Source organism: Clostridium sp. AM58-1XD (genome assembly GCF_003464085.1).
Classification (GTDB): Bacteria; Bacillota; Clostridia; order Lachnospirales; family Lachnospiraceae; genus Lachnoclostridium_A.
On record NZ_QSDR01000021.1, the window covers coordinates 55,007 to 75,488 of the forward strand.

A 20,482-nucleotide genomic window follows, 5' to 3' on the forward strand; every position below is an offset into this window, starting at 1 on the left:
ATTGCCATTTGAAATAAATGAGCTATATGATAAAGTTATATACGGATTTACATGGATAAGTTGTATAGAAAGATTACATAGAAAAGCAGCCGTACCGGCAGAAAATTATCGGTACGGCTGCTTTTTACTTTCCAGAAAGGACTTTACTCTTATATCCGGCAACGTATCTGTCAGGTAACTGTGTCCAGGCGCTTGTGCCTGTAAATAAAAAATACTCTATATGATATCCCGTAGGACCTGGATCACGGCGTTCACATAATAGGAATCCTGTTTACCGGATGGAACCATTGCGGAGACCGTCCAGAAGCAGCCGCCTCTTCCTATAGAAACATATTCGATCGATGGATCTCTGATGACAAATTGTTTGGGAACGAACGTGAGAGCCAGGCCTTCCTGGACCATGCTGAGAGCGGTTGACATGTTGCCGGTATATTGCAGTATATGAGGCTGGATGCCGTTGTCTTTGAATAGTTTATCGCTTAAAGCGCGTAGTCCGCGCCCTTCGTTCATCAGAACAAACGGTTCTCTGCCGATATCGCTTAGTTCCAGCCATGTTCTGCTTCCGCTTTCAGAGATATGGACAGTTGATGAAAAACGGCGGGCCGCTGGCAGCGCCAGGAACACTTCTTCTTCGGCCACCGGAATATATGAAATATTATCCAGGTTCTGAGGTTCTTTAAAAAAAGTGGTCTTCAGTGCGATATCCACTTTGCCTTCCGTGATCGCCTGCCTCAATGCGGTGGGATATAATTCCATGACCCGGAGTGTGATTGCAGGATACCGTTCACTGAAGCGGGAGATGAAACTTGGGAGGATTAAGGAACCTCTCTGATCGGCTACGGCAAATGTAATGGAATTGACAGCACCGGATGCCGGGCGGGGAAGAGACGCTACCATGTCTTCATATTCCGTAAGTATTTTCTTTGCGGTCTGAATATAGATATTGCCGGCGGCAGTTGGCGTAAGACCGGCGGAGGAACGGAAAAAAAGCTGGACTCCCAGTATTTCTTCCTGCTTTTTTAGATATTGGCTCAAAGATGGCTGCGCCACATAAAGTCTGCGCGCCGCTTTGGCAATGCTTCCCTCTTCTGCCATTGCCAAAATATATTGCAATTCTCGAAACATCATCAGGCAATCACCCTCCAAATGTCAGACATATATGTTTTTCCTATACCCATCTATTATAATACACATATTAGACAAGAGTCAACGCGAATGATAGAATGAAACTATAAAAAGCAACCAAATATGGCTGCGTGGTCTGTGCACGGATCATTCCAACTACATAAAGAGAGGAATGGTTATTGTATGATAAGAAGCAGTGAATTACATTATATCGGAACGCTGAGGCCGCAGGAGCCGGCTGTTCTGATGATACCGGGAGCGTTGACAAGTCCGGCTGTTTTTGACGGGATTGGAGGCGGCCTTCCATGCCAGTCGGCCGTGATTGACTGGTGCGGATCGCCGGGGCCATGGGACGTTGTGGAGGTTGGAAAGCGTGTGCTGGAATTTATTTCAGAACATGAGCTGGGAAAGACTGTATTAGCGGGATATTCTGCAGGGGGAATCATATCGATGGCAGCCGGCAGCCGGGATGAAGACAAGCTTATTTCAGGTATGCTTATTTCCAATACGGGCGCCTGTGCTGTCGGCCATGGAGACTATGGTCTCCCTCAGCGAATTCTTGCTGGCTGGCCTGGCGAAGATATACTGGAGCCGTTCTTTGCCCGCTGCTTTGCCCGTCCTGTTCCGACGGCCTTAAAGGAAAAATTGAAAGAGTATGCACGGAGTCTCAGCAGGGAGACGGCATATGAGGCGACCAGCTCGTGCAGGGTTCACGATTTGCGGGGAGAGCTCCATAAGATTACCTGTCCGGTTGTGATTGCTCATGGAAAGCTGGATCAGACGAGACGGGAAGAACATGTAAAACAGATGAAAGACGGAATTCCGGATACAGAAGTATTCTGGCTGGACGGCGGACATACGATTATGGTTGAAGACAGAGAGCATTATCGAAAGGCGCTTAATTACCTGCTCGATAAAGTGGGAATGGGAAAATAAAAGGAGGAGAAACATGAAAAGGAGAGTTGCGTTCATTTTATCATTGGTGATGATTTCCGTTTTGACAGGATGCAAAGGAACAGGAAACGCCGGAAAAGATAGTTCTCAAACGGAGAGCTCCGGGGCCGGAAATACGGCTGGCGCCGTTTCGGAGAAAAATGCGGAGGCGCTCAAAGGAATTACCATAGGAACCGGTTCTGCAGGAGGAACCAGCGAAATTGTCGGCGCCACTATGGCGGAGATCTGGAAAAAGGCGGTTTCAGATATGGATTTCACGGCAATCCCCACGTCTGGTTCTCAGGCGAATGTCAGCCTTTTGCAGAATAATGATGTCCAGTTTTCCATTACGACGGCGGAAGCAGCTGTTTCTGGAAGGGAGGGAAGCGCGCCTTTCCAGACGCCATATGAGGACCTGCGCTCTGTGTGCGCGCTATTTCCTAATACGCTGCAGATTTGGGCGAATAAGGACGCGGATATTAAAGATTTCAAAGATTTGGAATCAAAAAAATTCTGCTTCGGCATGCCGGGAGGCGGCCCTTACCAGGTGACCTTAAACCTGATGGAGCTTTACGGAATGAGCCAGGACAGCGTGAAGGCTGCAGGGGGAGAAATAATCCAGCTGGCTTGGGGAGAAGCCGTCAATGCGCTGCAGGATGGCAATCTGGATGCGGTGATTTGGACGACATCTTTCCCGGCTGCCAATATCGTCAATGCGTCCATGACGAAAGAATATGACCTTGTCCAAATGGACATGGGAAAGATTGAAGAATATATTGACGGACACAAAGGATGGGCGAAGCAGATCATTCCGGCGGGGACGTATGCAGGACAGGAAGAGGATGTAACTACAATTGCAACGTATAACATTCTATGTACGGATCAGAAGCTTTCAGAGGATTTGGTGTATGAACTGACAAAAGCGCTTTGTACGAATTATGATTCCCTTGCAAATTCCCATAGCATGATGGCAGGCATTTCAGATGACAATATTGCCTCCGGCCTCGGAATTCCGCTTCATGAGGGAGCAAAGGGTTTTTATGACGAGGCCGGTATCAGCTATGAAGACAACTAATCGGAGGGAGGACATCTATGTGTGAGAAATCCAGGCAGACCCGGTGGGAGCGGCTGACGGGAGCTGTCATTACAGTATGCGGCATCATTATGGTATTTTTTCAGATGTATACGGCAGAATTTGGCGTGCTGGGCGGAAGTAAGCAGACATCGCTGCACCTGCTGTTTGTAATGGTAATCGGTTTTCTGGCATTTCCTACGGGAAAACGGGTCTGTACGGCGCTGGATCATGTCCTTTCGCTGATTTTTATGATTGGGGCAGCTGCAAGCCTAGGGTATCTGTTTCTTAATAACGGCAGACTGCTCATGAGAATGCAGATGGTAGATCCGGTCGGCGATCTGGAGTTTATCTTTGGGATCCTGCTTGTCATCGCGGTGCTGGAGCTTTCCAGACGGGCGTTGGGGCCTGCTTTGCCGTTGATTGCGGTCATCTTTATTGCCTATGCATTTTGGGGAAATCATTTAACGGGAGTGTTTTATCATAAGGGAGTGACAGGGCGGAGATTTATCGAGCAGATGTATCTGATGTTCAGTGGAATTTTTGGCGAGGCTTTAAATGTTGCGGCTACCTTTGTGTTCCTTTTTATCCTGTTTGGCTCGTTTCTGGAGATATCCGGAGGAGGAGAGTTCTTTATGGATATTTCCAAGAGCCTGGTGGGGCGGCTGCCGGGAGGTCCGGGACTTATGGCGGTTGTATCCAGTTCGCTTATGGGAACGATTTCCGGAAGCGCAGTTGCAAATGTAGTGACCACCGGCGTATTTACAATTCCGCTGATGAAAAAGACAGGCTATGACAAGGACTTTGCCGGTGCGGTAGAGGCGGTTGCATCTACCGGCGGCAGATCCTTCCTCCGATTATGGGTTCAGGCGCATTTATTATGTCCGAATATATCGGCGTGCCTTATTCCACGATAGCTGTCTGCGCCATCATACCTGCTGTGCTTTACTATGTTACGGTTTTCCTTCAGGTGTATTTTGAAGCAAGGCGTACAAATCTGGCTGGTATTCCGGCAAAGGAAATTCGCAGCGCGCGACAGGTGATCCGGGAGGGAGGACATCTTTCTATCCCCCTGATTATGATCCTTGTTCTGATGCTGAGCGGGTATTCTCCAATGAAGGCTGGAGTTTACGGTGTTCTGTCTGTGGTCCTGGTTACAGCGATCAAAAAGAATACGCGCATGGATCTGAAAAAAATCGTCAGGGCAATGGTAAATGCAGGAAGATCGATTGTTCCGGTATCCAGCGCCTGTGCCTGTGCCGGAATTATTATCGGGATTGTCCGCTTTACAGGAATCGGACTGAAATTCAGCAGTGCGGTGCTGAGTATATCCAATGGAAATCTGATGGTGGGACTTACTCTGTGTATGTGTGCCTCGCTGATTCTTGGAATGGGACTTCCGACAGCGGCGGCTTACGTGATCCAGGCTGCGTTAACGGCGCCGGCGCTGGTGACGCTTGGTTTGCAGCCGATCCAGGCGCATCTGTTCATATTTTATTTTTCTTGCATCGCTGTAATCACGCCTCCGGTAGCGCTGGCTGCCTATGCCGCGGCTCCGATAGCGGGAGGGAATGCGATCAAAGTGGGCGTGAAAGCCTTCCGCCTTGGTCTTGCCTCATTCATTGTACCTTATATGTTCGGGTTTGGCCCCGGCCTGCTGCTTTTGGGCAGTATTGGAGATATCGCTCTTACATTGGCATCGGCTCTGATTGGAATCGTATTGTTTTCAGCCGCATTATCAGGATGGGCCGGAGGCAGGATCAATACGCCATGCCGTGTGCTGTTCTTCCTGTCCGCGGTGCTCCTGATGATGCAGGGAGGCATAACGGATTTATTAGGAGCAGGGATTGCGGCTGCCGGAATCCTGATACATATGCGGCATGTGAGCGGATTGCGCTTACAGCAGGCAGAGTGAGGTAAGAAGAGAGCATTTTGACGGCGCAGCAGAAAAAAGAAAAAGGACATTTCCGTACAGAGATCAAGAATGAGAAATGCTTGATTCTTAGGGAAATGTCCTTGTTTTATATCATAGAAGGTGCTCTTAAGATATAAAAAGCCCTTTGGCCGCGGTCACTTACGCACAGAGAATGATGTCGGTAATGCTAAAATATGGAATAAACCGACAGTTTCTGCTTTTTGGCTGGCGGGGCCAATGCCAATTTGGATCGGATTACAGGTCTGAAGCGTACTTGAGGGCAAAATCATAAAAGGTTTTTACACAGGGGGGGGATCGGGCGGTTTTTTGAAACGGCCAGATAGATTTTCCGATATGCATCCGGGTGGTTCAGCCGGATTTTTTTGATGTTGTAATTCTGCAGGATCTCCAGATCCGGTACGATTGCAATACAGCTGCTGTGTCCGGTTGAAACGAGGCCTGCCATAGTGATCTCTTCTTCCATGCAGCAGAGTGTCTGGGGAGAGGCGTGGCACGGATAAAAAAGCCGTTCGATCAGATCCTGAATTTCCCCGGTTGCATCGATATATCGTATGATGGGATAAGGTAGAAGCTCTTCCATGGAAACGCCGGTTCTCTCGGCCAGAGGATGATCAGCTGATGTGATGCAGATCAGTTCCTGTTTCAGCACGGGACGAAAATCGATTTCCGGTTCGTTTGCCATATAAGTGCACAGGCTTACGTCGATGGACCCATCCTTGATTTTTTCCAGACTGGTTCTGGTATTGCACTGGTTAAACTGGATTGTAATGTTTTTGTGAACCTCGTTTTCATAAAATTTTTTAATGAGCATGGGAACGAACTGGTATCCCAGCACGAAGAGAAAGCTGAAATCAATAATTCCGGAATCCTTTTTGGAAAACTGCATAAGCAGATGATTGCCGCTTTCAATTTCGTGGAAACCTCTGGAAACGTAGGAGTCCAAAAGGCGGCCGTATTTGCTCAGACGTACGTTTCTGCCATCCTTTTCGAACAGCGGGACGCCGAATTCTTTTTCCAGCGCTGCCATGGCATGGCTGAGACTGGGCTGGGTAATGCATAAAAACTCCGCTGCCCTGGTATAGTGCTGGTACTGAGCCATGACTTTAAAGTAATACAGGTTATTTAAGTTCATTTACTACCGCCTTTCTGTCTGATTGCCGTTTTTCTACCTCATTAAGTGTTCTTACTATATCATGATTTATAGATAGAATCTATAAAAAGGGTGAGAAATATGCATTAGTATTTGTATAAATTATGATATATAGTTAAGTCATGAAGCTGATAATAGATGTGAATGTGAAGGAGGAAGAAATGTCATACGAAGAACGGTTGGAAGAGATAGGGTATCGACTTCCGGAACTACCTGCGGTTAGTAAAAAACCATTTGAAGCGGGAGTTAAAACTGGTAATCTGATTTTTGTATCAGGTAATGCAGCCCGTGTGAACGGTGTACTTAAGTATACAGGAACCGTAGGCGACGGAGTGACGATACAGGAGGCCCAGGAGGCCGCTAAAATCGCCTTTGTCAATTGTCTGGCGGCAGTCAGAAGGATGGAAGGAAGTCTTGAGTCTATTGAGAGAATCGTAAATATTAAAGGCTATGTAGCCAGTACGCCTGATTTTACGGGCCAGCCGGCGGTTATGGATGAAGTATCAAAACTGGCGGTTGAGGTATTTAAAGACGCAGGAAAGCACAGCCGTGTAGCTTTGGGAGCTTCGTCCCTTCCGGGAGGAACTCCTGTAGAGGTAGAACTTGTAGTTCAGGTAAAATAAGAGAGTTATACGAATATTTATAAAAGAAAGGAAAACAATTATGAAAGAAATGCCAAAAGATATGCCGTTAGGAATCAGACAGCTGTTTACCAGTATCACTCATTTAAAAGAAGGAGAAAAAGTGCTTGTCATAACGGATGATAACAAGCGTGAAATAGGGGAAATGGTTTATAAATATGCCAAAGAACTTTTCGAAACAACGATGCTCGTTATGACCCCAAGACCAGGACACGGTGCAGAGCCTACGGATGCTGTTAGAACCGCTATGGCGGACTGTGACGTAGCATTTGGTGCAACTACAATGTCATTGTTTCATTCCAAGGCTAGGCTGGATGGATGTAAAAAGGGAGACTACGCTGGGTAGGACTTCAGGACTATTCACTGGAGATGTTTGAAACGGGCGGACTTACGGCCGATTTCGATGAGGTCAGAAGAGTCATTGACCGGGTAGCGGCAGTATTCTGCGGAAAGACATTTACGCTGACTTCAGAAGGCGGCACCAACATGGTGTGCAGTGTGGAAGGCAGACGGCCTGTTCTGGATTACGGCACTTCCACGGTTCCAGGTTCTGCTTCATTCCCTCCCAATGCAGAAGCAGCATTGGGCCCTGTAGAGGGAACAGCCAACGGAGTACTTGTGATCGACGGAAGCATTCCTCATCCTTTGCTTAATCTTATAGACGAGCCGATCATCTGCACCGTAAAAGACGGTATGATTACGGAAATAAAAGGCGGCAGGCAGGCGGATATCCTCAGAAAGCTCCTGGCTGATTTCAATGATCCCACCGTATATAATGTAGGAGAGCTGGGTCTCGGACTGAATAAGGAGAATTATCTGTGTGGCCATATGGCTCCGGATGAAGGCTCTTTTGGGAATATACATATTGGAATTGGAAAAAATCTTGGATTTGGTGGCCATGTAGATTCTCCGCTCCACCTGGATATGGTAATTAAGAACATTTCGTGTGAGATCGACGGACGGGTCATTATGAAGAACGGAGAGCTTCTCGTATAAATGAAAGGAAGGGAATGGGCTTGAGTCAGAGGTTCATGATAAAAGGAGTAGAAAAGAAAAAAGTGGCAGCAGTAGTTCTCAGCATCCTTTTCATAATCGGGCTGTCTGGATGTGCATCATCCTCAGGCCTGGTTCCCGCGGCGCCTGGAAAAGGGAAAAAGAGAATTATTAGCATCGCCACGGTACAGCCGGAGGATCATCCGATCAGCATTGGGCTGAAAGCATTTCAGGATTATATTCAAAAAGAGCTGGGCGAGGAATTTGAAATTAAAATTTACTTTAATGGAATTATGGGTGACAACGGACAGGCTCTGGAGCTCCTTCAGATGGGAACACTGGATCTTGTTGCGACCAGCGGAAGCAATCTGGAGAGTTTTGACGATACCTACAAAATATTCGGACTGCCCTACTTATTTGAGGATGAAGAACATTTCCGAACATGTATGAAGGATGACGAATTCGTCACCACTATATATGACTGTACTGTAAGGAAAGGAATACAGGGAGTAGCGTGGTTTGCAAACGGAGTCAATAATATCTATTCATCCAAACCGATCCGGACACCAGATGATATTAAGGGAATCAAACTGCGTATCCAGTCCAGCGAGGCGAATGTTAAGATGGCACAGCAATTCGGTGCGGCCGCCGTTGTTATGGCGTACGGAGAAGTATATACGGCCATGCAGAATCACGTAATCGATGCGGCCATGAATCCGGAAATGGCGCTGATCAGTATGAAGCACGGAGAAGTGGCAAAGTATTACTCGCGTACGGAGCATCAGATATTTACAGATGTAATGGTGGCAAATGTGGATTTTATGAATTCTCTGGACGATCAGGAGAAAAAGGTTATGGAGGAAGGATTCCGCCTGTGCACGGATGTAGAAGTAAAAGAGTGGGATAGGCAGATTGTGGATTGTATTAAAGAAGCGGAAGCGATGGGAGTAGAATTCATAGAAGTAGATAAAACACCATTTGAAGAGTTACAGAAACCGGTGCGGGAAGAGCTGCTAAAATCTTATCCTCAGTTGCAGCCTCTGCATCAGCGGATACTGGAAATTCAGGAAAAACAAGAAAATCAGGAAATACAGCAGATTCAGGAGAAAGGAGAGCAGGAATGAATGTAATCAGAAAAATCAAAGAAATACTGAATAAAAGTCTGGAAGCGGTATGTGCAGCTTTGCTGGCATTTATGTCACTGCTGACGGTATACCAGGTTTTTATGCGCTATGTTGTAAAGAATCCAAGTACCATGTCAGAGGATATACTGAGCTATTCATTCGTATGGCTTTCCCTTCTTGCCGCTGCCTTGGTATTCGGTGAAAGGGATCATATGAGCCTTACCTTCTTTGTAGATCAGACAAAGCCCAAGATACAGCTGTTTCTGTCAGTTTTCTCGGAAGTCTTGATTCTGCTGGTGGCTGCTCTGGTCTTCCTCTTCGGGGGAAAGGGATTTATGCTCGTGGGAGCAATGCAGCTTTCCCCTACCTTGAGTATCACGATGGACTGGATCTACGTAATTCTTCCTGTCAGCGGTGTCTTGATTATTTTATACAGTATCATTAATATTGCAGAGCTGGTCAGCAGCAGAGAGAGGGGAGAAAGGAAATGAATACAGCAGTAATAGCCAGTTTACTTATTTTTTCAATTTTAGTAGTTCTGCTGCTTATGGGCGTACCGATCGGCATTTCTCTCTGTGTAGCCTCCCTCGTGGTCATTACCCAGTCCCTGGGATTTGCTGGCGCAGCTCCGGCTTCAGCACTGAAAATGTTCCGCGGTATTAACATATTTACCCTTTTGGCAATCCCATTTTTTATTTTGGCTGGGAATATCATGAACAAAGGTGGAATCGCAATACGCTTAATTCACTTTGCAACGGCTCTGACGGGCAGGATTCCGGGCTCTCTGGCTCATACAAATATTGTCGCCAACATGCTGTTTGGAGCAATATCTGGTTCCGGTACAGCAGCGGCTTCTGCTATGGGCTCTATTATCGGGCCGATTGAAAAGAAGGAAGGCTACGACGAGGACTTTGCGGCGGCAGTAAATGTAGCTACAGCGCCCACCGGCCTTCTAATTCCTCCGAGTACGGGATTGATTACGTACGCCCTTGCCAGCGGCGGAACATCAGTGGCGGCTCTTTTCCTGGGGGGATATATTCCTGGAATTCTGTGGGGATTGAGTTGTATGGCCGTAGCATTCTTTTACGCTAAAAAGCATGGATATGTGACGGACAGGAGAATTTCTGTGGAAGAATTTGTAAAAGTCACTTTGGACGCTGTACCCAGCCTTCTGCTGATTATTATCGTTATAGGAGGGATCTGTGGAGGAATCTTTACAGCTACGGAGGCGTCCGCTGTTGCAGTTCTTTACAGCCTTATTTTATCTGTGTTCTTTTACAGGACTCTGAATGGGAAAGAATTGTATTCTATTTTAATTAACAGCGCAAAAATGTCGGGAATCATCATGTTTCTCGTTGGTGCATCAAATATTATGGCATGGGTGATGTCATTTACGGGGATCCCGGACGCGATTGCCATGGGCGTGCTTTCCATCTCCAACAATAAAATTATTATTCTGTTCACCATTAATCTCCTTCTGCTGTTTGTCGGGACATTTATGGACCTGACCCCGGCAATACTGATCTTTACCCCAATCCTTCTTCCGGTCTGCGAGAAACTGGGGATGAGTGCGCTGCATTTTGGAATTATGCTGGTGTTTAACCTGTGCATCGGCTGCATTACTCCTCCTGTAGGGAATATTCTTTTCGTAGGAATTAAAGTGGCGGGAAGAAAACTGGAACGGGTCATGCCTCTTCTTATGCGGTATTATCTGGCGATTTTTATTATCCTTATGCTGGTCACTTACATTCCCTGGCTGTCGACATTCCTGCCGGAACTGGCGGGCTACCACTGAGTTTTAATTACCCTTTATACACCCAGAAATGATATAGAAACGGTAGAGATGGGAAAGAATCTGTGATAAGATAGTTATTGTCAGAAAGTGCAGCAGATGATAAACCACAAAGGAGCACGAGTGAAATGGCTAAAAAGAAAATTCTTCTACTCAATACAGGAGGTACGTTCTCTTCAGTAAAGGGGGCGGCGGGGTTTCAGCCGGGACTGGGCCGTCAGGACATTCTGGAGGATTTGATGCTGGTGGCAAAAGACTGCCTTTTGGAGTATGAAGATATCTGCTCCCTGGACAGTGCGAATATCACGCCCAAACACTGGAAAAGTTTGGCGGAACGGATTGCAGATGTGAGCGGAAGATACGAAGGAATTGTAGTTATACACGGCACGGATACCATGGCGTATACGGCTTCCATGCTCTCTTTCATGCTGTATAAAATCGGAATTCCGGTGGTGATTACCGGCAGCCAGCTTTCCATCGCCCATCCCGTTGCCGATGCAATGGAGAACTGCCGGGCAGCCATTTATATGGCGGCCAGCGGCTATGCCGGCGTATACGTGGCTTTTAACAGGAAAATCATGCTGGGAACGAGAGTGTCCAAAATTCGTACGATGAGCTTCGACGCGTTTGAGAGCATCAACTATCCATATGCGGCGGTGATCAACGCATATGGGATGGAGGTGAATGATCATGTGCTGCCGCGTGCAGGCAGCAAAGATGGCTTTCGGGCCGATACGGCTTACTCCGATCAGGTGGCTTTGGTGAAGATAATTCCTGGGATGAAGGAAGCGCTGTTCCGGATGCTCCCTGAGATGGGCTATAAAGGGGTGGTGATTGAAGCATTTGGCCTGGGAGGACTGCCCTTTACAGATGGGGGAGACCTCTGCAATATGGTAGGCTGGATGACAGAGGCTGGAATGGCGGTAGTCGTAGGAAGCCAGTGCAGATATGACGGCAGCAGCCTTTCTGTTTATGAAACCGGAAAAAGGGCTCTTCAGAATGGAGCGGTACAAATGTATGACATGACCACGGAAGCTGCTGTGACCAAACTGATGTGGCTTTTGGGCCATGATTTGGATATTGAGGAAGTAAAGCGCCGGTTTGTAACGCCGATCTGTGGCGATATCATGCCCGGCAGAGGCGAGTGAAGACCTGTTTCGTGATATCCTACAAAAAATGTCTGAAAAATATGGTGAAAATTCCTTATTGAAGTATGGAACAAAAGGTGATAATATATTAACGAACTAAAAACAGTGTAATAGTGTGTTACTGGAAAGCAGGCATGAACTATTCTGAAAAATTCACGGGTGACGTGGAGCATTTTGGATGGTTGATGCCTTTTTTGTCTGCTGAACTAGATTCGGCCCATCAGAAAGATATAGCAGAAATAAGATGATCCGTCCAAAGGCTGGAAAGGGGAAAAATGAAAGAGAAAATTTTTAGTGTCCTGCAGAGAGTAGGACGGAGCTTTATGCTCCCAATTGCAATTCTTCCGGTAGCTGGACTGCTGCTTGGAATTGGAAGTTCACTGACGAATCAGACAACAATTGAGATGTATCATCTAGAGGCTGTTCTGGGAAGCGGAACGATACTGAACTCCCTGTTAATCATTATGAGCAAGGCAGGCAATGTTATTTTTGATAATCTGCCTCTGATTTTTGCCGTGGGAGTAGCGATCGGAATGGCAAAAAAGGAAAAGGAAGTAGCGGCCTTATCCGCCATGATTTCATTTTTTGTCATGCATGTTACGATAAATGCCCTGCTGCAGATACAGGGGCAGGTGCTGGCAGACGGATCGGCCGCGCCGGATGTGCTGTCGGGAACCATTGCCAATGTATGTGGAATGCAGACGCTTCAGATGGGTGTTTTTGGCGGTATTATCGTCGGTCTGGGAGTAGCTGCGCTGCACAACAGATTTTATAAGATTGTGCTGCCGAATGCCCTTTCATTTTTTGGAGGATCCCGGTTCGTACCGATTATTTCGACGATCACCTATGTGGGGGTAGGAATTCTGATGTATTTTATATGGCCCTTTGTACAGAATGGAATTTACGGACTTGGAGGGCTTGTAACAGGAACAGGATACCTGGGAACTCTGATTTTCGGCATTGTGAAGCGGGCGCTGATCCCATTCGGACTCCATCACGTATTCTACCTGCCATTCTGGCAGACCGCCGTGGGTGGAACGATGGAAGTTGCAGGACAGATGGTACAGGGAGGCCAGAACATCTTCTTCGCACAGCTTGCGGATCCTTCGACAGTTCACTTCAGCGCAGATGCAACAAGATATTTTTCTGGAGAATTTATATTTATGATATTTGGCCTTCCCGGTGCAGCGCTGGCTATGTACCGCTGTGCCAAGCCTGAAAAGAAAAAGCAGGCGGGCGGGCTTCTGCTTTCGGCAGCACTTACCTGCATGCTGACAGGAATTACGGAACCCATCGAATTTTCGTTCCTGTTTGTGGCTCCGATGCTGTTTGCCGTACAGGTGGTTTTGGCTGGAGCGGCGTACATGATCGCCCATATTCTTAATATTGCGGTAGGCCTTACCTTTTCCGGCGGTTTGATTGACCTGCTGATCTTCGGGATCCTTCAGGGGAACGGCAAGACAAGCTGGATCCGAATCATTCCGGTTGGAATCATCTATTTTATTCTCTATTATGCAATTTTTACGTTTCTTATAAAGAAATTCAACCTGAAAACTCCTGGAAGAGAAGAGGAAGATACAGAGACGAAACTGTATTCCAAAGCAGATTACCTGGCGAAAAAGAGTGAAGGCCAGGAAGAAAGCGGCTCGGCAGGCAGCACAGATGATGATTATAAGAGCGCCATGATTACAGAAGGCCTTGGAGGTAAAACGAATATTTCGGATGTTGACTGCTGCGCAACAAGACTGCGCTGCACGGTTTTTGACAGTGCACTTGTAAATGAGGGGCTGCTTAAGCAGACGGGGGCATCGGGAGTGATTAAAAAAGGTCAGGGAGTTCAGATTATCTATGGCCCGTCTGTTACGGTTGTAAAATCCAACCTGGAAGATTACCTTCAGAAAGCGCCAGATGAAGCGGAGATCAAACCAGCTGCCGGTGAAAAAAAAGGCCGTCCTGTCTGTACTCCTGTGGCAGGGTCAGTACTTCCTATTACAGAAGCGCCGGATGAGGCATTTGCAGATAAAATGATGGGAGACGGTTATGTAATCCTGCCGGAGGACGGTGTGGCGGTTGCGCCGGAGGACTGCACGGTTTCTTTTGTATTTCCTTCCAAGCATGCAGTGGGCCTTATTGCTGATGACGGCGTGGAATATCTGATTCATATCGGTGTGGATACGGTGAAGTTGGAAGGACATGGCTTCGAGTCGTTCGTCAAAGATGGAGATGCTGTAAAAAAGGGTGACAAGTTGATTGGTTTTGATATAGAATATATAAAGGAACATGCAAAGTCGGAAGCGTGTATGATTGTATTTTCCAGTCTCAGTGAGAATGAAGAGATCAGGATAACATCATCCGGACATGTAAAGGCGCTGGATGAAGTTGCAGAAATTACACGATAAAACTTAGCGCTTTTTCGGCTTAGCTGGGTCGTATGAATGTACTTGGCAGGATCTTATACCAGCTTGGTACAAGATGTTTAAGTCTTTCAAAAAAGGGGTCGAATATGTATCGGGTGATAAAAGTACTGAATAATAATGGAATTCTCGCTCTGGATGACGGGACGAAGCGGGAAGTGGTTTTTCTTGGAAACGGAGTGGGATTTGGTAGAAAGACGGGAGAGCGTCTGGAATCGGTAAGCGGGGCCAAAATCTATGGACTCATTAACCGCAGTAAAACAGATACCGCCCTGAAGGTGATCAATGGAATTGATCCCGTCTATCTGGAGATTACGGGGAAGATTATCGAGGAAGCAGAGAAGGAGTTCGGCGAAGTCAATCGTGATATTCTGCTGCCGCTGGCGGATCATATCGCTTTAGCTGTTAAACGGTCCGGTGAGGGTAGACAGATAGCAAATCCGTTCACGCCGGATATTAAGGTGCTTTTTCATAAGGAATTCGCAATCGCATTAAAGGCTCGTGATATTATTCAGGAAATGACCGGACACATGATATCCGAAGATGAGGCGGGATTTATCACTCTTCATATCCGGTCGTCCAGAACGGATGAGAAGGTTTCAGAGGCGTTGGATGCGGCCAGGATCATCAGCGGCAGTATAGGCATAATTGAGGAGAAGTTCAATGTGAGTATTCCCACTGATTCACTGGGATACAACCGTCTTACCAGCCATTTGTATTATATGATTCTCAGGGTGCGCAAGGGGGAAAAACTGAAGGTGGATATCAACCAGTTTGTCCAGGAAAAATATCCGCTGGCAGACGAATGTGCCCATAAGATATGTGAGTATATCCGACAGGAAATCAAGCGGGAGATTATGGAAGAGGAAAAGGGGTTCCTTGGAATTCACATTCAGAGAATAATTGGAAACGAATAAAGACACAGATAGACATATAAAGGCACATATAGTGATATAAAGGAGATATTAAGAGACATGTAAAAAGGCTTCTTCGCTGCGGATGATGTATCATACCGGCAGGTGAAGAAGCCTTTGTTATACATAATTATCTGTTACCTAGTTACACTTGAAAGATCCGGCTGATCTTACGCTCCGCTTCCCTCTCATCACAACCGCTCAGATAAAATATTAACCGTTTTCCATCTGGTTCAAAATCCTTTTGCATTGCATCGTAATCTTTCACATCAATGGTAGTACTGACACTCTGAATAAGGATAGTACAGCTGAAATCCCGGGCAGTCTGAATCAAATAAGAGATAGGAAGAGGGCGGTATGGAGCCATAATGTCAAGCTGTTTCGTCAACATGGACAACACCCCTTTTTTAAACTCTTAAAAGATAAACCACCAACATTTTACAATAACAGTATAACATAATTTAATTGCATGTACAATACTAAACTTAAAAATAAATAATCAAAAATCTCAATAAGATATGTCGAATTATAGGAAATTATGAGGTATAATTTTAACTTTTTGACGTTGAAGCGGTAGTGAAATGATGTAAAAAGATGCAAAAAAACGTATTTAAAAAGAAAAAACACGCCTCTGAAGCTATATATTGTGATGTTGTCAGGAATATCACAATATATAGTTTCAATGGCGTGTCTTATTTTTTAACACAATCTTTATGAGGATTTCTATTTTATCTTCCGGCGAGAATACTCTTTGCCACGCTTATGCCGTTTGCAGATGCCTGCTGCAATCCTCTCGTAACGGAAGCGCCGTCGCCGATGGCACGCAGTCCTTTGATGCTCGTCTCGAAATCCGTATTTACAACGACCTTGTTGGAATAAAACTTGACTTCCACGCCATAGAGCAGGGTTTCATCACTGGCGATGCCAGGCGTAACTTTATCGAGAGCCAGAATCATTTCCTTAATATCCACCATGATACGGTGAGGGAATACAAGGGATAAGTCTCCCGGTACGGCGTCTTTTAAAGTCGGTATCAGGTTGTTGCGGCACAGTCGTTCCTCTGTTGTACGGCGTCCTCTCTGGAAATCTCCGAAGGTCTGGACGAGAATTCTGCCGTCGCAGAGCATATTGCTCAATTGGGCGATGTGCTTGCCATACTCGATCGGAGTCTTAAACGGCTTTGTAAAGTTTTTGGAAACAAGGAGCGCAAAATTTGTATTGTGGGTCTTGTATTCCTGGGATTTATAAGCATGGCCGTTTACGACAGCCAGGCCGTTCTCATAGTATTCTGTAGCAACTTCACCAGATGGATTGGTACAGAAGGTGCGGACTTTATCATCAAAGGTAGGCGTGTAGTAGACAAGTTTTGCTTCATAAAGGTTTTCATTCAGGAATTTCATAACCTCGTCTCTTACCTCTACGCGGACGCCGATATCCACCGTGCCGACCTCCGTTTCAATGCCGTGGCTGCCGCAGATATGGCTGAACCAGTCGGAGCCTTCGCGCCCGATGGCAGCGATTACCTGTGGGGCATAATATGTTTCGTCTTTATCTGTAATTACACCGCGGACCTCATCATTTTCAATGATAATATCCTTTACCATTGTATTAAACTCCATGTGGATGCCCTGAGCCAGCAAGTGCCCTTGAAGGCGGGTATAAATTTTATATCCTTCTTCCGTTCCAAGATGGCGGATCGGACATTCGATCAATTTCAGATTCGCAGTGATGGCCTTTCTGCGGATCTCCTCGATCTCCTGCTGCTTGTCAATGCCGTAAACGTTGGTATCGGCACCGAATTTGAGATAGATGTTATCGGACTCCTTCAGAAGTTCTACTGTTTTGTCATATCCCAGTATCTCGGGAAGGTTGCCGCCTACGTCAGGCGAAAGGGAAAGTTTACCGTCGGAAAATGCACCGGCACCGGCAAAGCCTGTGGTGATGGAACAAGGTTTGCAGCCTACGCAGACCTTTGTTTTACGTTTCGGGCATGTCCTTTTCTCGATCGGGCGGCCCTTTTCGATCATGAGGATTTTCATATCAGGGCGTTCCTGGATTAAGGTATAGGCACAAAAAATACCGGATGGGCCTGCACCGACAATGATGACATCAAACTGATTGCTGGAATTCATAAACAGTCCTCCTTACAGAAATTTAAAAAACCAACTGGCCTTAATAGCCATACGGGCGTTGAAAAGGGTAAAAGAACGCCTTTTCGCGGCCATAGTCAACTATTACGGTAGTTGGTAGAAACGTTCATCCGATTATGAACTTATATAAGCACAACATTCACATATTACCATAGGTATAAGGAGAAAGCAAGAGGGCGAAAGGAGATTTTACCCTGAAACGTATCATTCGCTTTACGCCTGGCGCCCCGTGCCAAAACTGCAGGGCCCTGTGGAATTACGGATGAGAAGCTGAGGCTCATACTCGATCTTGTTGACCTGTGGAACGATCTGAATCACAGCCCCCTTACGGGCGCGTTCAGACTGTTTGCTCAATATCATGTCAACGGCTGCCCGCCCTCTCAGATGAAGATGGTGTTCAATAGTCGTGATGGAGGGGATGGACACGCTGCTTACAAAAATGTTGTCGAATCCGCAGACAGAAAAGTCGTCCGGCACCCGCAGGCCGTGTTCCGAGAGCCGTCCGATAATGCCGAGAGCCGTCATGTCGTTGACGCCGATCAGAGCCGTGGCAGGATTGTGCTCCTGGAGAAACTGTCCTGTCAGCGTATAGCCGATCTCATATTCAAATGGTGTAGAGCTGGAATCCGATTCATTCATATGGTCGCCGGAAAAAATAGAGAGGTTATCTTCCAACCCGGCTTCCCGAATCGCCTGCCGCAGGCCTTCAAGACGCTGGCGTCTGGCGAGGCTTACATTATTGAATGGAGTAGAAAAAAAGGCAAAGTGGGTATGATTTAAAGATAACAGGTGTTCTCCCATAATAATGCCCGCTTTTACATTGTTTAATTCAATCGAAGGTATGGTAAGCTCATCTGTTTTCTCTCCGATCAGTACGATGGGGATGGAGAGAGCGATCTGTTCCACCAGCTGTGGATAACTGGGAACAAAAGTGAAAATGATCCCTGCAACTTTTGATTTTGAAAAATAGTCAAGGTAATAGGATTCAAATTCTCTGTTCCGCGATGTGTTGCACAGAAGAATTTTGTATCCCTGGGATAAGGCATATTTTTCTATAGAAGATGTCAGCTGGGTGTAGTAGGGATTGGATAAGGTTGGAGTAAAAACGGCCAGCAGATTTTTGTCTGCGGCAGCAGTGTTCTGTGCCGGAAGAATATAGCCCAGCTGCCTTGCCGCGTCCAGAACTTTGTTTTTTGTTTCTTCACTGAAGGACGGGCCGATCTTATTATTAAGTACCATTGAAACGGTAGCCTGTGAAACACCGGCTAGACGGGCTACGTCTGTAGAAGTCACTTTTTTTCATATAACACCTCGAGGTTGTATAGGCTGTTCATTAATTCCTATTAATTCTTTGTTAATAATATTATAAATAAAAAACGGGAAATAGTCAATTGAAAAAGAAGAAGATGTGCAATATATACAAAAACTCCTTGGAATATTTGTCTAACTAGACGTATGCTACAGTATTGACAAATAATATTAATAATGATAAGATGAAATTGTTAAAAATATTAATCAACAAAACGAGATAATAATTAATATTATTAATAAAACATGAAAAGGGAAAAGGAGAGAAAACTATGAAAAAGAATTGGAAGAAACTGGCGGCTTTGGGATTAGGCATTATGCTCCTGACGGCATGCAGCACATCAAAACAGGAAGCGGCGCCGTCGGAAGCCGGAACTGCAGCAGCGCAAAGCGAAGCGGTTAAGGAGGATCAGAAAGCGAAATCAGATTATCCTAAGACACAGATCAATATGATCGTACAGGCCAGCCCGGGAGGACTTTCTGACCAGGTATCAAAAGAAACGGGAGATCTGATGGGCAAGGCGCTTGGGCAGACGGTTGTCTGCCAGTATAAGCCGGGCGGAAGCGGCGCCGTAGGAATGTCTTTCGTACAGGCCAGCAAAGCTGACGGCTATACAATCGGACATACTCCTTTAGAACTTGTGATGTTGAAGCCTCTTGGATATGCGAATTTGGAACCGGCAGATTTAACGCTTTTAGGCAGAGCATATACAACGGTTGGAGCGCTTGCTGTAAAAGCTGGAGACGACAGATTCGAGACCGTTGATGATTTCCTGAAATATGCAAAAGAACATCCTGGTGAACTGACGGTAGGCAACGCAGGAACGGGTTCGATCTGGCATATCGGTGCAATCGGTCTTGAGAAAGCGGCAGGAGTTACGTTTAATCACGTTCCGTTTGACGGAGCCAGCAAGTCCATCGCGGCTTTGATGGGCGGTCATGTTGATGCTGTAGTAAGTGCTCCGATTGAATTGATATCCGGCGCAAAAGGTAATGAAATCAAGGTTCTTGCAACGATGGGTGAAGAGCGCTCCGAAGCATTTCCGGATACTCCTACCTTAAAAGAGAGCGGCGTTGATTACATCCTGCTTCACTGGGGCGGTTTTGCCGCACCGAAGGACATTCCGGAGGACGTAAAGGAAGCACTTCAGACAGCACTGAAAGAAGCAGTTGAGTCCGATGAATATGCGGCATTTATGAAAGAAAGAGGAATGGAACCTGCATTTTTATGCGGAGATGAGTATGACGCATTTGTGGCAGAACAGACAGAATTCCTTGGAAATCTGATTGAAGAGGCCGGCCTTAAAAAATAAACCGGCTGTTTACTAGACAAAAGGAGGATGCTTAATGACTGGCGGGATTATCGTATCAATTCTGGGTATTGTTTTATCCATCGCAGCATTTATTAACGCGTTTTCCTTCCCCGGGGGAACATCAGACGGTGTTCCCGGGGCCGGGGTGTTCCCTCAGGCCTTATGCATCATTATCATTGTAATCAACCTGATTTTGATTTTCTGGGAATGGAAAGCGAAGAAACCAAAGGAACCGATGACAGAAGCGCATAAAGAGGGCATGAAGCGTCTGGGAATGCTGATCGCGGCCACTGCAGTCATGATTGCTGTCTGGGGAAGCGTGCATTTTATCATTATATGCAGTGTTTACCTCATACTCGTGGGGCTGATCCTGAAACAGAACATGAAGACTTTTATACCAGGAGCGATTGTAGCTCCGCACTCGTATTCTTTATATTCCAGCAGCTTCTTAACGTAATGCTGAACAATT

18 protein-coding genes, 1 pseudogene and 1 riboswitch are annotated in these 20,482 nt (G+C 46.3%); of the genes and pseudogenes, 14 read left to right on the plus strand and 5 right to left on the minus strand.

Going from position 1 to position 20,482, the window contains the following annotated elements; all coding sequences use genetic code 11:
* Positions 1–216 precede the first annotated feature (216 nt).
* Positions 217–1,128 carry a LysR family transcriptional regulator gene (locus DXA13_RS13590; protein ID WP_118245099.1) on the minus strand — a complete coding sequence of 304 codons (912 nt, stop codon included), beginning with the start codon at positions 1,126–1,128 and terminating at the stop codon, positions 217–219.
* 180 nt (positions 1,129–1,308) lie between these two features.
* On the opposite strand from DXA13_RS13590, the gene DXA13_RS13595 reads away from it, so the two are divergent.
* The 3 genes and pseudogenes from DXA13_RS13595 (at position 1,309) to DXA13_RS21915 (ending at position 5,045) form a co-directional block, all read left to right on the plus strand.
* Positions 1,309–2,061 carry an alpha/beta hydrolase gene (locus DXA13_RS13595; protein WP_118245101.1) on the plus strand — a complete coding sequence of 251 codons (753 nt, stop codon included), beginning with the start codon at positions 1,309–1,311 and terminating at the stop codon, positions 2,059–2,061.
* A 13-nt stretch (positions 2,062–2,074) separates the two neighbouring features.
* The gene (locus DXA13_RS13600; protein WP_118245103.1) at positions 2,075–3,133 is read left to right on the plus strand and encodes a TAXI family TRAP transporter solute-binding subunit; all 1,059 of its coding nucleotides are present in this window, start codon (positions 2,075–2,077) and stop codon (positions 3,131–3,133) included.
* Positions 3,134–3,450: 317 nt separating this feature from the next.
* Positions 3,451–5,045 (plus strand): annotated as a pseudogene (locus DXA13_RS21915) (TRAP transporter fused permease subunit).
* Positions 5,046–5,331: 286 nt separating this feature from the next.
* Here the strand turns inward: DXA13_RS21915 and DXA13_RS13615 are convergent.
* Complete coding sequence (locus tag DXA13_RS13615; RefSeq protein ID WP_118245109.1) at positions 5,332–6,198, minus strand: LysR family transcriptional regulator; 867 nt, start codon at positions 6,196–6,198, stop codon at positions 5,332–5,334.
* Positions 6,199–6,377: 179 nt separating this feature from the next.
* On the opposite strand from DXA13_RS13615, the gene DXA13_RS13620 reads away from it, so the two are divergent.
* The 9 genes from DXA13_RS13620 (at position 6,378) to DXA13_RS13660 (ending at position 15,245) form a co-directional block, all read left to right on the plus strand.
* Positions 6,378–6,839, plus strand: coding sequence for a RidA family protein (locus DXA13_RS13620; protein ID WP_118245111.1), 462 nt, complete (start codon positions 6,378–6,380; stop codon positions 6,837–6,839).
* Between the two features lie 40 nt (positions 6,840–6,879).
* Positions 6,880–7,203, plus strand: a complete 324-nt coding sequence (locus DXA13_RS13625; protein ID WP_118245113.1) for a hypothetical protein — start codon at positions 6,880–6,882, stop codon at positions 7,201–7,203.
* A gap of 23 nt (positions 7,204–7,226) precedes the next feature.
* Positions 7,227–7,853 (plus strand): hypothetical protein, encoded by a 627-nt coding sequence (locus DXA13_RS13630; RefSeq protein WP_118245115.1) that lies wholly within the window; start codon positions 7,227–7,229, stop codon positions 7,851–7,853.
* A gap of 20 nt (positions 7,854–7,873) precedes the next feature.
* A complete protein-coding gene (gene dctP / locus DXA13_RS13635) occupies positions 7,874–8,974 on the plus strand; it encodes a TRAP transporter substrate-binding protein DctP (protein ID WP_181995678.1) in 1,101 nt (366 codons plus the stop codon).
* The gene (locus DXA13_RS13640; RefSeq protein ID WP_243009139.1) at positions 8,971–9,465 is read left to right on the plus strand and encodes a TRAP transporter small permease; all 495 of its coding nucleotides are present in this window, start codon (positions 8,971–8,973) and stop codon (positions 9,463–9,465) included. The genes dctP and DXA13_RS13640 overlap by 4 nt, the downstream gene beginning before the upstream one ends.
* A complete protein-coding gene (locus DXA13_RS13645; RefSeq protein WP_118245120.1) occupies positions 9,462–10,769 on the plus strand; it encodes a TRAP transporter large permease in 1,308 nt (435 codons plus the stop codon). Before DXA13_RS13640 ends, DXA13_RS13645 begins: the two co-directional genes overlap by 4 nt.
* 125 nt (positions 10,770–10,894) lie before the next feature.
* The gene (locus DXA13_RS13650; RefSeq protein ID WP_118245122.1) at positions 10,895–11,914 is read left to right on the plus strand and encodes an asparaginase; all 1,020 of its coding nucleotides are present in this window, start codon (positions 10,895–10,897) and stop codon (positions 11,912–11,914) included.
* A gap of 275 nt (positions 11,915–12,189) precedes the next feature.
* Positions 12,190–14,313 carry a PTS transporter subunit IIABC gene (locus DXA13_RS13655; protein ID WP_118245124.1) on the plus strand — a complete coding sequence of 708 codons (2,124 nt, stop codon included), beginning with the start codon at positions 12,190–12,192 and terminating at the stop codon, positions 14,311–14,313.
* A gap of 104 nt (positions 14,314–14,417) precedes the next feature.
* On the plus strand, positions 14,418–15,245 hold the full coding sequence (locus DXA13_RS13660; protein WP_118245126.1) for a PRD domain-containing protein: 828 nt from the start codon (positions 14,418–14,420) through the stop codon (positions 15,243–15,245).
* 142 nt (positions 15,246–15,387) lie between these two features.
* Here DXA13_RS13660 and DXA13_RS13665 read toward each other — a convergent pair whose 3' ends face one another.
* From DXA13_RS13665 to DXA13_RS13675, 3 genes are all read right to left on the minus strand, one after another.
* Positions 15,388–15,633 (minus strand): HPr family phosphocarrier protein, encoded by a 246-nt coding sequence (locus tag DXA13_RS13665; RefSeq protein ID WP_118245128.1) that lies wholly within the window; start codon positions 15,631–15,633, stop codon positions 15,388–15,390.
* Positions 15,634–15,970: 337 nt separating this feature from the next.
* Entirely contained in the window at positions 15,971–17,374 is a 1,404-nt protein-coding gene (locus tag DXA13_RS13670; RefSeq protein WP_118245130.1) for an FAD-dependent oxidoreductase, read from the minus strand.
* Between the two features lie 72 nt (positions 17,375–17,446).
* Positions 17,447–17,542: riboswitch (purine riboswitch) on the minus strand.
* 63 nt (positions 17,543–17,605) lie between these two features.
* Positions 17,606–18,685: a LacI family DNA-binding transcriptional regulator gene (locus DXA13_RS13675; protein ID WP_181995679.1), complete on the minus strand. Its 1,080-nt coding sequence runs from the start codon at positions 18,683–18,685 to the stop codon at positions 17,606–17,608.
* 287 nt (positions 18,686–18,972) lie between these two features.
* On the opposite strand from DXA13_RS13675, the gene DXA13_RS13680 reads away from it, so the two are divergent.
* Entirely contained in the window at positions 18,973–20,013 is a 1,041-nt protein-coding gene (locus DXA13_RS13680; RefSeq protein ID WP_118245134.1) for a tripartite tricarboxylate transporter substrate binding protein, read from the plus strand.
* A 34-nt stretch (positions 20,014–20,047) separates the two neighbouring features.
* Entirely contained in the window at positions 20,048–20,470 is a 423-nt protein-coding gene (locus DXA13_RS13685) for a tripartite tricarboxylate transporter TctB family protein (RefSeq protein ID WP_118245136.1), read from the plus strand.
* Positions 20,471–20,482 lie beyond the last annotated feature (12 nt).